The 12,071-nt window shown below is 68.8% G+C and carries 9 protein-coding genes; 5 read left to right on the top strand and 4 right to left on the bottom strand.

The window, feature by feature from the left end:
• Nucleotides 1-226: 226 nt before the first annotated feature.
• Complete coding sequence (gene rpsA, locus JAV51_RS15800; RefSeq protein ID WP_197321500.1) at nucleotides 227-1,708, top strand: 30S ribosomal protein S1; 1,482 nt, start codon at nucleotides 227-229, stop codon at nucleotides 1,706-1,708.
• Between the two features lie 117 nt (nucleotides 1,709-1,825).
• Nucleotides 1,826-3,025 (top strand): dephospho-CoA kinase, encoded by a 1,200-nt coding sequence (gene coaE / locus JAV51_RS15795; protein WP_197321499.1) that lies wholly within the window; start codon nucleotides 1,826-1,828, stop codon nucleotides 3,023-3,025.
• Between the two features lie 68 nt (nucleotides 3,026-3,093).
• Here coaE and JAV51_RS15790 read toward each other — a convergent pair whose 3' ends face one another.
• Complete coding sequence (locus JAV51_RS15790) at nucleotides 3,094-3,618, bottom strand: DUF402 domain-containing protein (RefSeq protein ID WP_197321498.1); 525 nt, start codon at nucleotides 3,616-3,618, stop codon at nucleotides 3,094-3,096.
• A gap of 59 nt (nucleotides 3,619-3,677) precedes the next feature.
• On the opposite strand from JAV51_RS15790, the gene JAV51_RS15785 reads away from it, so the two are divergent.
• The 3 genes from JAV51_RS15785 (at nucleotide 3,678) to uvrB (ending at nucleotide 7,531) form a co-directional block, all read left to right on the top strand.
• Nucleotides 3,678-4,925 carry a helix-turn-helix domain-containing protein gene (locus JAV51_RS15785; RefSeq protein WP_307845903.1) on the top strand — a complete coding sequence of 416 codons (1,248 nt, stop codon included), beginning with the start codon at nucleotides 3,678-3,680 and terminating at the stop codon, nucleotides 4,923-4,925.
• A 120-nt stretch (nucleotides 4,926-5,045) separates the two neighbouring features.
• Complete coding sequence (locus tag JAV51_RS15780) at nucleotides 5,046-5,321, top strand: hypothetical protein (RefSeq protein WP_197321497.1); 276 nt, start codon at nucleotides 5,046-5,048, stop codon at nucleotides 5,319-5,321.
• A 50-nt stretch (nucleotides 5,322-5,371) separates the two neighbouring features.
• Nucleotides 5,372-7,531 (top strand): excinuclease ABC subunit UvrB, encoded by a 2,160-nt coding sequence (gene uvrB, locus JAV51_RS15775; protein ID WP_307845902.1) that lies wholly within the window; start codon nucleotides 5,372-5,374, stop codon nucleotides 7,529-7,531.
• Nucleotides 7,532-7,567: 36 nt separating this feature from the next.
• Here uvrB and JAV51_RS15770 read toward each other — a convergent pair whose 3' ends face one another.
• The 3 genes from JAV51_RS15770 to JAV51_RS15760 all read right to left on the bottom strand — a co-directional run bounded on the left by JAV51_RS15770 (nucleotide 7,568) and on the right by JAV51_RS15760 (nucleotide 11,933).
• On the bottom strand, nucleotides 7,568-7,948 hold the full coding sequence (locus JAV51_RS15770) for a VOC family protein (protein WP_197321496.1): 381 nt from the start codon (nucleotides 7,946-7,948) through the stop codon (nucleotides 7,568-7,570).
• Between the two features lie 173 nt (nucleotides 7,949-8,121).
• Nucleotides 8,122-9,072 (bottom strand): ABC transporter permease, encoded by a 951-nt coding sequence (locus JAV51_RS15765; protein ID WP_197321495.1) that lies wholly within the window; start codon nucleotides 9,070-9,072, stop codon nucleotides 8,122-8,124.
• On the bottom strand, nucleotides 9,069-11,933 hold the full coding sequence (locus JAV51_RS15760) for an alpha/beta fold hydrolase (RefSeq protein WP_197321589.1): 2,865 nt from the start codon (nucleotides 11,931-11,933) through the stop codon (nucleotides 9,069-9,071). The genes JAV51_RS15765 and JAV51_RS15760 overlap by 4 nt, the downstream gene beginning before the upstream one ends.
• Between the last annotated feature and the right edge of the window lie 138 nt (nucleotides 11,934-12,071).

Below are 12,071 nucleotides of genomic sequence, written 5' to 3'. Positions count from 1 at the left end.
CGGACCCCTCGTTGTGCTGACCTGACGTCTCCGCGTATGCTGACAATCAGCGCAGTGGGTTCGCGCTGCCTTCGGCCCAGTGAGCATCTGCTGGGATCTCGGGTTCGCGCACCATCGATGAGGTCGCGGCCGTTCTCTCCGAACGCTGGGACTGCATCGTTCCCACGCCGCGCACGCAAACTGCACATCCCACGAGACCAAGCCGCTAACCGGAGCAACCCACCTAATGACCATCGACACCACCACCGCCCCGAACGCCCAGGCGAAGCAGGTCGCCGTCAACGACATCGGGACGGAGGAAGACTTCCTCGCTGCTATCGACAAGACAATCAAATACTTCAACGATGGCGACATCGTGGAAGGCACCATCGTCAAGGTCGATCGCGACGAAGTCCTGCTCGACATCGGTTACAAGACCGAGGGTGTCATCCCGTCCCGCGAACTCTCCATCAAGCACGATGTCGACCCGGCCGAGGTTGTCGCCGTCGGTGACGCGGTGGAAGCCCTTGTCCTTCAGAAGGAGGACAAGGAAGGTCGTCTCATCCTCTCCAAGAAGCGTGCGCAGTACGAGCGCGCCTGGGGCACCATCGAGGAGCTCAAGGAGAAGGACGAGCCGGTTCGCGGCACGGTCATCGAGGTCGTCAAGGGCGGCCTGATCCTGGACATCGGTCTGCGCGGCTTCCTGCCCGCCTCGCTCGTCGAGATGCGCCGGGTGCGCGACCTCCAGCCGTATGTCGGCCGCGAGCTCGAGGCCAAGATCATCGAGCTGGACAAGAACCGCAACAACGTGGTGCTGTCCCGCCGCGCCTACCTGGAGCAGACCCAGTCGGAGGTTCGCAGCGAGTTCCTCAACGCGCTCGCCAAGGGCCAGGTCCGCAAGGGTGTCGTCTCCTCCATCGTCAACTTCGGTGCGTTCGTGGACCTCGGCGGTGTCGACGGTCTGGTGCACGTGTCGGAGCTGTCCTGGAAGCACATCGACCACCCGAGCGAGGTCGTCGAGGTCGGCCAGGAGGTCACGGTCGAGGTGCTGGACGTCGACATGGACCGCGAGCGCGTGTCCCTGTCGCTGAAGGCCACCCAGGAAGACCCGTGGCGTCAGTTCGCCCGCACCCACGCCATCGGCCAGATCGTGCCGGGCAAGGTCACCAAGCTCGTCCCGTTCGGTGCGTTCGTCCGCGTCGAGGAGGGCATCGAGGGCCTGGTGCACATCTCGGAGCTGGCCGAGCGCCACGTCGAGATCCCCGAGCAGGTCGTGCAGGTCGGCGGCGAGGTCATGGTCAAGGTCATCGACATCGACCTGGAGCGTCGTCGCATCTCGCTGTCGCTGAAGCAGGCGAACGAGGGCTTCACCCCGGACGCCGAGTTCGACCCGACGCAGTACGGCATGGCGGCGGAGTACGACGAGCAGGGCAACTACATCTACCCCGAGGGCTTCGACCCCGACACGCAGGAGTGGCAGGAAGGCTACGAGAAGCAGCGTGAGGAGTGGGAGCGGCAGTACGCCGAGGCTCACGCTCGCTACGAGAAGCACATGCGTCAGGTGGCCGAGGCGCAGCAGGCCAACGCGGCTGCGGTCGCCGAGGGCGCTGTCGGCGGTGGCGAGACCAGCTACGGCTCCTCGCAGTCCGACCAGGAGCGCTCGGGCGGCACGCTGGCCAGCGACGAGCAGCTCGCGGCTCTGCGCGAGAAGCTGTCCGGCGGTGCGTGAGTAACGCCTGAACGGTCGTAGCACTGTGGCCCCGGTCCCGTGGTGGACCGGGGCCACAGTCGTGTTCGGGGTCCGTGCCGTGCGACCGACCGAGCACGGAATGCTTGAATAGTGCCCATGCTGCGTGTGGGATTGACCGGCGGGATCGGATCGGGGAAGTCGACGGTGGCGTCTCGGCTGGCGGAACACGGCGCCGTGATCGTCGACGCCGACGCGATCGCGCGCGAGGTCGTGGAGCCCGGAACCGGGGGACTCGCCGAGGTGGTGGCGGCGTTCGGTGGGGACGTCCTGGCCCAGGACGGAACGCTGAACCGCGGCGCGCTCGCGGCCAAGGCGTTCGCCGACGACGAGTCCCGGCGTCGGCTCAACGCGATCCTGCACCCGCGCATCGCCGCCCGCACGGGCGAGTTGTTCGCCAAGGCCGCCGAGGACGCGATCGTCGTGCATGACGTGCCGCTGCTGGTGGAGAACAACCTTGCCGCGGCCTATCACCTCGTGATCGTGGTGGACGCCGACGAGGACGTGCGGGTGCGGCGGCTCACCGAGTCGCGAGGCATGGCCGAAGCCGACGCGCGGGCTCGCATGGCGGCGCAGGCCACCACCAAGGAACGGCGAGCGGTCGCCGACGTGTGGTTGGACAACAGTGGTGACCGGGACGCGGTGCTCGCGCAGGTGGATCGACTGTGGCGGGAACGGCTGGTGCCCTACGAGGAGAACATCCGACTACAGCGGCGCCGTCCCCCCGCCTCGCCGGTGCTGTCCCCAGCCGACGACACCTGGCCGACGCAGGCGGATCGAGTCCGAGCACGAATCCGGGCGACAGCCGGGCAAAGGGCGTTGCGCGTCGACCACATCGGTTCGACGGCGATTCCGGGACTGCCTGCGAAGGACATCCTCGACATCCAGCTCGTGGTCGCGACCCACGACGATGCCGACGCACTCGTCGAGCCGTTGTCCGGAGCCGGGTTCGTCCGCAGGAACGACCAGCAGTGGTCGGACGACCCGATCGGCGACGAGCAACGGTGGACGAAGCAGTTGTACGAGGGTGCCGACCCCGCACGCCCGATCAACCTGCACGTGCGGGTCGAGGGCAGTCCGGCGTGGCGTCGGGCGCTGCTGTTCCGGGACTGGATGCGCGCGAATCCGGCCGAGGCGACGCAGTACGCCGAGGTGAAGCGGAAGCTGGCGGCCAAGCACGCCGACGCCGGAACCGTCGCGGGCTACGCCGAGGACAAGCAGCCCTGGGTCAATGCGGCGTTCGCGCGGGCGGAGGACTGGGCGGCCCGAACGGGATGGACGGTCGAGTCGGCGGACTGAGACCAAAGCCGGGAGTCGGCCGGTGGGCGCACCCAGCGGCGAGCTGTCACGGGTGGCGGGCTTCGCGCTCAGCCGGTCGGCGGGTGCCTGCGCCACGTCGTCGGCAGTCCGATGCTCGCGAGCCAACGGGGCAGGTCGTAGTCGTGCACGGCCAGCGCGTCGACCGTGCGGTAGGTGCGTTCCAGCGCGTCCCGGGCGTCGTCCCGCGACAGCAGGCCGACCGTCGTCGCCTCCAGCAGTTCGTCGGTGTCCAGCACGGTCACAGACCGGTTCGTGCGGACCGCGAGATCGAGGTAGAGGTCGGTGGTGACCCACATGTCCTGTCCCGCCTCGACCGACACCACGTCCACGTAGAAGTCCTGATCCCGCTCGTGCCCGGGGTTGAACCAGAAGTCGGTCACCCGCAGTCCGACCGAGGGCAGGATCCAGGACTCCAGGTAATGGAACTGCGGTCGTCCGGGCGTGGGGCGCGCCAGATAGAGGCCGTGGTCCGTGAGTCGGAACTCGTCCACGGCCCTGTCGATCCCCTTCGGATCGACGTTGACGTTGCGGGAGAGGTCGAACCGTTCACACTTCGGCGGATGAGCGCCCATACCCGCACATACTGGACCATCCTCCCGGACGCGAGCCACGTCACGTCTAGAGTGTGGGCGTGCAACAGCAGGTCGACGCCCGCATGTGGCTCGCGGAGGTCGCGACCGCGCTGGCCGATCGGGTGGAGGAACTGACCGGAACTCTCCTCGCGCTGTACGAACGGGAAGTGCCTCATCTCGTGCACGACGACGAGGCCATGGTGACCCTGTTGTCGGCCAGCGTCTTCGCCAACATCGACACCGCGTTGCGGATGTTCCAACGCGGCCTCGACCCGGATCGCGTCCAGGCTCCTGCAGCCGCAGTCGAGTACGCGCGACGCCTCGCCCAGCGGGGAACACCGGTGAGCGACCTCGTGCGGGCCTACTACCTCGGTCAGGCGGCGGTGCTGGAGACGGCGCTCGCGGAGGGCACCGCCCGCATTCCCGAAGCGAAGCAACTCGGTCACTCGCTGCGTCACGCCGTCAGCACCACCTTCCGGTTCATCGACGGGGTGACCCGCCAGGTGATGGCCGTCTACGAGGAGGAGCGCGGACGCTGGCTGCTCAACCGCAGTGCCGTTCGAGCCACGCGAGTGCGCGCCGTGCTCGACGGGGACGTCACCGAGATCGGCGCGAGCGAGGCGGCGCTGGGCTACCGCCTGCGGGGCGACCACGTCGGCCTCGTCGCGTGGTATCCCGAGCACCCCGAGCCGAAGGACCCGTTGGCCGAGCTGGAGGTTCTCGCGCATCGCGTGGGGCGAGCGGCCACGTCCGGTGATCCGCTGTTCGTGCCGCACGACGAGCTGACCGCGTGGGTGTGGCTTCCGCTCTCCACGCTCGACGTCGCCGAGGTGGAGCGGCAGGTGTCGGAGTTGGATTCCGAGGTGCGGGTCGCGCTCGGCGACCCGGCGCACGGGGTCGAGGGTTTCCGCACCACACACCGGCAGGCCGTGCGGGTGCAGGCACTCGCGTTGGCGGCGGGAAAGGACAGCGCGCGGGTGCTGGCGTTCTCGGACGTCGGAGCGGTTGCGCTCATGACCTCCGACCTGCCGTCGGCCCGGACCTGGGTGGAGTACGTCCTGGGGCGGCTGGCCTCCGACGAGCCAACGGCGCACCGACTCCGTACGACGTTGCGGGTGTTCCTGGAGACGGGCAGCAGCTACACCGCCGCGGCGGGGCTGTTGGGCCTGCACAAGAACTCGGTGCAGTACCGCGTCCGGAAGGCGGAGGAGCTGCTCGCGGTCCCGCTCGCAACGCGGCGGCTCGACGTCGAGTTGGCGCTCAAACTCTGCGACCGACTCGGCGGCGCTGTGCTGACGAGACAGTAGAGACGCCGCGACTCCTCGCGCGGTGAGGTGACTTTTCAGTCCGACGGACCAGTCCGCCGGCTCGACTTTTGGTCGCTCGACACGAAGAGTGCCCGCGTGACCAGCATTACACTCTGTCGCATGGGGTCCGCGATGCGTGAACCGGGTGTCGCCGTCGTGCTCGCTCGGTTACGGCGAGGCGTCGTCGGGGAGTCCCGACGGGTGTGTCACGTCGTTCCGGTTCCCGACGTCGACGGTGTACCCGACTGGCTGGAGGCGTTCTGCGGCGCGGTGTTGCGGCGCGGCGAGTCCGAATGGCTGCCGTCGATCCGCGGTATGCCGTGTGTGCGTTGCCTGTCACTCGCCGCCGACGGACTGCGACGCCGCGAACTCGACATCCTCCGCGTCGCGAGCTGAGCGCGTTCGCTCGGGCAGAAATGTCGGTCGGGGTGTCTACCCTGGATGACGTGGCTTTCGCGACCGAACACCCTGTACTCGCCCACTCGGAGTTTCGGCCTGTCTCCGACATCCCTCGGTCGGACGGTCGGTTCAAGGTGGTCAGCGACTACGAGCCTGCCGGTGACCAGCCCCAGGCGATCGACGAGCTGGAACGCAGGCTGAAGGCAGGGGAGAAGGACGTCGTCCTGCTCGGCGCCACCGGCACGGGCAAGTCCGCGACCACGGCCTGGCTGATCGAGCGCGTGCAGCGACCGACATTGGTGATGGCGCCCAACAAGACGCTCGCGGCGCAACTGGCGAACGAACTGCGTGGGTTCTTCCCGAACAACGCGGTGGAGTACTTCGTCAGCTACTACGACTACTACCAGCCCGAGGCGTACGTTCCGCAGACCGACACCTACATCGAGAAGGACTCGTCGATCAACGACGACGTCGAACGGTTGCGGCACTCCGCCACCATGAACCTGTTGTCCCGCCGGGACGTCATCGTGGTGTCGAGTGTGTCGTGCATCTACGGCCTCGGTACCCCGCAGTCCTACCTCGACCGTTCCAGCAGGCTCGCCGTGGGCGAGGAGGTCGACCGCGACACGTTCCTGCGCGCGTTGGTGGACGTGCAGTACACGCGCAACGACCTGGCGTTCGCGCGCGGCACCTTCCGGGTGCGCGGGGACACGGTGGAGATCATCCCCGCCTACGAGGAGCTGGCGGTCCGCGTCGAGTTCTTCGGCGACGAGATCGACCGGCTGTATTACCTGCACCCGTTGACCGGCGACATCGTCAGGGAGGTCGACGAGGTGCGCATCTTCCCCGCGACCCACTACGTCGCGGGTCCGGAGCGGATGGAGAAGGCCATCCGCGGCATCGAGGCCGAGCTGGAGGAACAGCTCGCGAAGCTGGAGAAGCAGGGCAAGTTGCTGGAGGCCCAGCGGCTTCGGATGCGCACCACCTATGACATCGAGATGATGCGTCAGGTCGGGTTCTGCTCGGGCATCGAGAACTACTCGCGCCACGTCGACGGACGCCCGCCGGGCTCGGCGCCGGCCACGCTGCTCGACTACTTCCCCGAGGATTTCCTGCTGGTCATCGACGAGTCCCACGTCACGGTGCCGCAGATCGGCGGCATGTACGAGGGCGACGCCTCCCGGAAGCGGACGTTGGTCGAGCACGGGTTCCGGCTGCCCAGCGCGCTGGACAACCGGCCCTTGACCTGGGAGGAATTCTCCGACCGGATCGGACAGACCGTGTACCTGTCCGCCACGCCGGGGCCCTACGAGATGGGGCAGACGGGCGGGGAGTTCGTCGAGCAGGTCATTCGGCCGACCGGACTCGTCGACCCCGAGGTGATCGTCAAACCCACCGAGGGGCAGATCGACGACCTGGTGCACGAGATCCGCGTGCGTGCCGAGAAGGACGAGCGGGTCTTGGTCACCACGCTGACCAAGAAGATGGCCGAGGACCTCACCGACTATCTGCTCGAACTCGGCATCCGGGTGCGCTACCTGCACTCCGAGGTCGACACGCTGCGCCGGGTGGAGTTGCTCCGACAGTTGCGGTCGGGCGACTTCGACGTCCTCGTCGGCATCAACCTCCTGCGGGAAGGGCTCGACCTGCCCGAGGTGTCACTCGTGGCGATCCTCGACGCCGACAAGGAGGGCTTCCTGCGCAGTGGCACCTCGCTGATCCAGACGATCGGTCGTGCCGCGCGGAACGTGTCCGGGCAGGTCCACATGTACGCGGACACGGTGACCGACTCGATGCAGTACGCCATCGACGAGACCAACCGACGGCGCGCCAAGCAGATCGCGTACAACGAGGAACACGGCATCGACCCGCAGCCGTTGCGCAAGAAGATCGCCGACATCCTCGACCGCGTCTACACGGAGGCGGAGGACTCCGAGGAGGCGATCGAGGTGGGCGGCTCGGGCCGCAACGCCTCGCGCGGCAAGAAGCCGGAACAGGGCGACCGGGTGCGCAGTTCGGGGGTCCTCGTGGACCGTGAGGTCTCGAACATGCCGCGTGCGGAACTCGCCGACCTCATCCAGCAGCTCACCGACCAGATGATGCAGGCCGCCCGCGATCTGCAGTTCGAGCTGGCGGCGCGACTGCGCGACGAGGTCGCGGAACTGAAGAAAGAACTGCGCGGAATGGACGCCGCTGGAGTGCAGTGAGCGGAGCGAGTGTAGTGACGGTCGGACCCGGCTCGCTCACTCCGCGGTCGGGTCCGGCTGGAGCATGCCGAACAGGTTGCCCTCGGGGTCGCGACAGTAGGTGATCCACCCGACGTCGGTGATCGCCCGCTTCTCGACGACGACCACGCCGCCGGCCTGCTCGACCTCGCGGGTCACGAGGTCGAGGTTGGCCACCTCCATGGTCAGGGGGAAGGCGTTGACGCTCGCCTCGTGGTCGGGCATGGGGCCTTCGCGGAGGGCGAGCCCGCCGTCGAGGGCCGAGCCCTCACCGGTGGTGATCAGCCAGTAGGGTTCCGTACCCGACCGCTCGAACATCCAGTCGAACACCGTCGTGTAGAAGGTGATCGCGCGCTCCGGGTCGGTGGCGTGGATCTCGAAGTGAACCGGTCGAGCCATGCGAACCCCTCGAAAGGTACGTGCGGGACTAGTGGGGCGGAAATGGACGCGTTCTGCCATTGTCACGCGCCCCCGCCCTCCCTGCCATCCGTGCCGACAGGGGAGTCGCACGCTCGTCGCACGGTGACCGGCGGGGTGCCTGCGGTCGGCGATCACGCAGGCACCACGGCAAGTCAGCTCGTAATGTCCTTCGTGGCGAATCGGCGCGCAGCGAGCATGCCGAACACCGCCGCGTACACCACGGCGGAGAGCACACCGCTCGCCATGTTCGTCCAGTCGACGTCGGTGGCGATCAGCTCCATCCACGCGAAGGCGAAGTGCGTGGGCAGGAACTCTCGGAGGTCGCCGAGCGCGGTGATCTGGTCGAGGATCTGCGACAGGATCGACACCAGCACCGTCCCGCCGACCGCTCCCAGCGGGGTGTCGGTGGACACGCTCAGCAGCAGGCCGAGTGCGGCCACCCAGGACAGTTGGATGATCACGTAGACCGTGCCCAGCGTGATCGCGACGAGGCTCGCGCCGAACGACACGGAGTCGCCCGTCGGGCTGATCGCGCTGCCTGCGCCGTACCACACCACCCCGACCACGAGAGCGACCAACGGCAGCAGCGTCAGCGTGAACGCCGACAGCAGCGCCGAGGCGACGGCTTTCTGCCGCAGCAACCGGTGCCGTGGCACGGGAATGGCCAGCAGGTATTTCATGCTCGACCACGACGCCTCGCTGGCGACCGTGTCACCGAAGTACAGCGCGACGATCATCGGCAGCAGGAACGAGCCCGAGACGAGCATCGCCACCACGACGAAGTTCGGCGCGCTGGCGGTCGCCAGGTCGATGAACGCGCCGGACCTGCGATTCGGGTTGGCGTCCCCGATCTCGAACGCGATCACCAGGATGATCGGCAACAACGCCACGAGGGCCAGCACCAGTTGCGTGCGGCGCCGACGCAACTGACGTCGGAGCTCCACGCCGAGCCGCAGCGTCCGACCCGGCCGATACCCGACCACGCCGCCATCGCGACCGACCTCGGTGCTCGGGGCTCCGGCCGCGCTGAGTTCTTCCAGCGCGGCCGGATCGGTGTGCACGCCGGCGGAGGCGAGGGTCTCGGGCTTGTCGGCCTTGCTCATCGTTCCTGCTCCCCTTCTCCGACCAGTTGGAGGAACGCGTCCTCCAACCGGCGACGCGGGCCCGCCTGCTCGACGGCCACACCGGCGCGCACCAGCGCGGCCACGGCGGCCGATCGGGGCACGTCACCGAGGTCGGCGTGGACGACACCGTCCTCGACCTCCGCGCCCACCACGCCGTCGGTGTCGCGCAGCACCTTCGCTGCGGTGTCCGGGGCGTCCACGCGGAAGGTGGCTTCCCCTCCTGCGGAGGCGATGTCCCCGACCTCCCCAGCGGCGACGACGGAGCCGCGATGCATGACGACCACGTGTGTGCAGGTCTGTTCGACCTCGGCGAGCAGGTGGCTCGACACGAGGACGGTGCGCCCGGTGGCCGCGTAGCGACGCAGCACCTCCCGCATCTGGTGGATCTGCGGCGGGTCGAGCCCGTTGGTGGGTTCGTCGAGGACGAGCAGGTCCGGCAGACCGAGCATGGCCTGGGCGATGGCGAGTCGCTGACGCATGCCCTGGCTGTAGGTGCGGACTCGACGGTGCACGGCGGAACCGAGACCGGCGATCTCCAGCGCCTCGTCGAAGTGGGCCTGGTCGGCGGGGCGACCGGTGGCGGCCCAGTAGAGCTTGAGGTTCTCGACTCCGGACAAATGAGGCAGGAAGCCCGAGCCCTCCACGAAGGAGCCGATGCGGGACAGCACGGGCGCCCCCGGCGAGATCGTCCGACCGAAGACGGTGATCTCACCGTCGGTCGGCTGGATCAGGCCCATCAACATGCGCAGCGTGGTGGTCTTCCCCGCTCCGTTGGGGCCGAGCAGGCCCAGGACCTGACCGCGCTCCACCCGGAACGACAGGTCCTTCACGGCGGTCAACCCGCCGGGGTACGACTTCGTCAGGTTGCGAATGACCAGGGGTGTGTCGGCGAGTTCCGGGTCCACGTGGTGCGACCGCCTGCGCCGCACCGCGGCGACGACCGCCACGACACCCACGGCGACCAACACGCCTCCGATGCCCAGAAGCTGGCTGGTGGGCCAGCCGGACGTCATCGTGGTGCCGGGGACGAGCGGCACCGACACGGCGGAGTCACCGGCCAGCGAGATCCGGTATGCCGCCGGTTCGGTCGGCGTCGCGTAGGCCTGGTCGGTCGTGCTCACCACGAGCTGCAGGCTGTGACCGGCTTCGACGGGTCGCACGATTCCCGGCAGCGTGACCGTGACCTCCGCCGCCGACCCGTCGTCGGGCAGGGACGGGACCCGGACCGGTGCGACCGCGCTGCCGGGCAACGTCCGGCTGCCGTCGGGGTTGACGTCGTAGAGCTTGACGAAGAGCACGGCGTCCTCGCCGCTACTCGCGTCGTTCGCCGCGGCGACGTTCAGCGTGACGGTGGGGGCACCGGTGATCAGCACCTGTGAGTCGACCGGTTCCGAGGTGAAGGTGGCCGCCTGACCGGGCGGGTCGATGGTGAACAACCCCGACAGCCGTGACGAGTTCGCCACCGCGGAGTTGATGCCGGGAATGCCGCTGACGGCCGAGGGGGTCGCACCGGGCGGTCGCTGCGCGACCTGCTCGACGCCGTTCAACGCGATGCGACGCCGGTCGGTCGGTTCGGCGGCCACACCGGGGTAGGCGCCGGCCTCGACGGTGCGGACGGAGGGCGTGCCGTTGGTGCGCAGCGCGCCCTGCACGTCGTAGCTGAATCGAGAGTCGACGTCGTCGCCGTTGCCGGTCAGGTGGTGGTCGAGGAAGTCGGCGATGGTGGTGCGCAGTTTCGGGCCCGGCACTCCGCCGTCGTGGCCTCCCGTGTACCAGACGACGGAGACCTCACCGCCCGCCTCGGTGATCTGGCGGGCGTTCTCGTCGGCCTGGTCGAGCCCGAACAGCGTGTCGGCCGTGCCCTGCACCAGCAGCGTCGGAACGGTGATCCGGTCGGTGACCGACGCGGGCGAGACCCGACGCAGCAGCGCAAGGGTGTCGTCCTCGGCGATTCCGTCGGTGGCCACGTCGGTGTAGGCGGCGCACACCTGCTCGGTGAACCGCCCGCACGCGTTCGCCGCGGCGTCGAGCGAAGGACGGCTCTGCCCCGGAGCGGGCACGCTCGCACCGGACCCGGGGACGGCTCCGGTGGTGTCGTTGTTCTCCGGCTCGTCGCCCGGCTCCAGTGCCTCGGCGCCGGGAGCGCCGGGGCGAGCCGGGCCCAGCCCGGCGGCGAACAGAGTCCCGGCCCACGCCTGCTTGAAGACCCCGTTCTCGGCGAAGGCACCCGGCGCGGGAGTGTCGTCGTCGACGTCCTCCGCGCTCGCGGCGTTGGGCAGCAGCGCCTGTGCGAGATCGTTGTAGGTCATCACGGGTGCGATGACGTCGACGCGATCGTCGGTGCCCGCGAGCAGCAGCGCCAGCGCGCCCCCGTACGAGGCACCGGTGACACCGACGCGCGGATCGCCGTCCTGATCGAGCTGCACCTCGGGGCGGTCGGCCAGGTAGTCCACGAGCTGCGAGGCGTCGGCGACCTCGTAGTCGGGGTCGTTGAGCGCGATCTCGCCCGTGCTGCGGCCGAATCCTCGGGCCGAGTAGGTGAGCACGACGAACCCGCGTTCGACCAGCTCCTCGGCCTCACGCGTCACGCTGTTCTTGTCACCGCCGAACCCGTGCGGCAGCAACACGGCCGGTGCGGGCGTGGTGGCCGGCACGTACATCGTGGTGTCCAACTGGACGCGCTCGGCGGAGCCCGGAGCGGCGGCCACGTCGATGACGGCCTCGTGGGTGGTGTGCGTGGGACGTTCGTCGTCGTCGACCCACACCAGCGCGACCGTGGCGAGGACGGCGGCCACGGCCGCGAGTCCGAGCAGGCGCGCGCGCTTGCCGCGCAACTTCATAGTTCGGGGCACGGTTGCCACACTATTGGGCGTTTCCGGGCGATTTGCGGCGGGTCACGGTCGGAGGCGGGGCGGCGGCACACCGTGCTCGGGTCATGTGACCGATCTTACGTGTGTCGCAGCGGTGACTCTGCCGAC

The organism is Saccharomonospora sp. NB11 (genome assembly GCF_015910535.1).
Classification (GTDB): domain Bacteria; phylum Actinomycetota; class Actinomycetes; order Mycobacteriales; family Pseudonocardiaceae; genus Saccharomonospora.
The sequence above is the reverse complement of the archived record's forward strand: the minus strand, read 5'-3'. Positions and strand labels throughout refer to the sequence as shown.

What these genes read in the sequence shown, in the direction of transcription:
- coaE (WP_197321499.1), top strand. Translation starts at nt 1,826, where the DNA reads ATGCTGCGTGTGGGATTGACCGGCGGGATCGGATCGGGGAAGTCGACG.
- rpsA (WP_197321500.1), top strand. Translation starts at nt 227, where the DNA reads ATGACCATCGACACCACCACCGCCCCGAACGCCCAGGCGAAGCAGGTC.
- JAV51_RS15780 (WP_197321497.1), top strand. Translation starts at nt 5,046, where the DNA reads ATGGGGTCCGCGATGCGTGAACCGGGTGTCGCCGTCGTGCTCGCTCGG.
- JAV51_RS15760 (WP_197321589.1), bottom strand. Translation starts at nt 11,933, where the DNA reads ATGAAGTTGCGCGGCAAGCGCGCGCGCCTGCTCGGACTCGCGGCCGTG.
- JAV51_RS15770 (WP_197321496.1), bottom strand. Translation starts at nt 7,948, where the DNA reads ATGGCTCGACCGGTTCACTTCGAGATCCACGCCACCGACCCGGAGCGC.
- JAV51_RS15790 (WP_197321498.1), bottom strand. Translation starts at nt 3,618, where the DNA reads ATGGGCGCTCATCCGCCGAAGTGTGAACGGTTCGACCTCTCCCGCAAC.
- JAV51_RS15765 (WP_197321495.1), bottom strand. Translation starts at nt 9,072, where the DNA reads ATGAGCAAGGCCGACAAGCCCGAGACCCTCGCCTCCGCCGGCGTGCAC.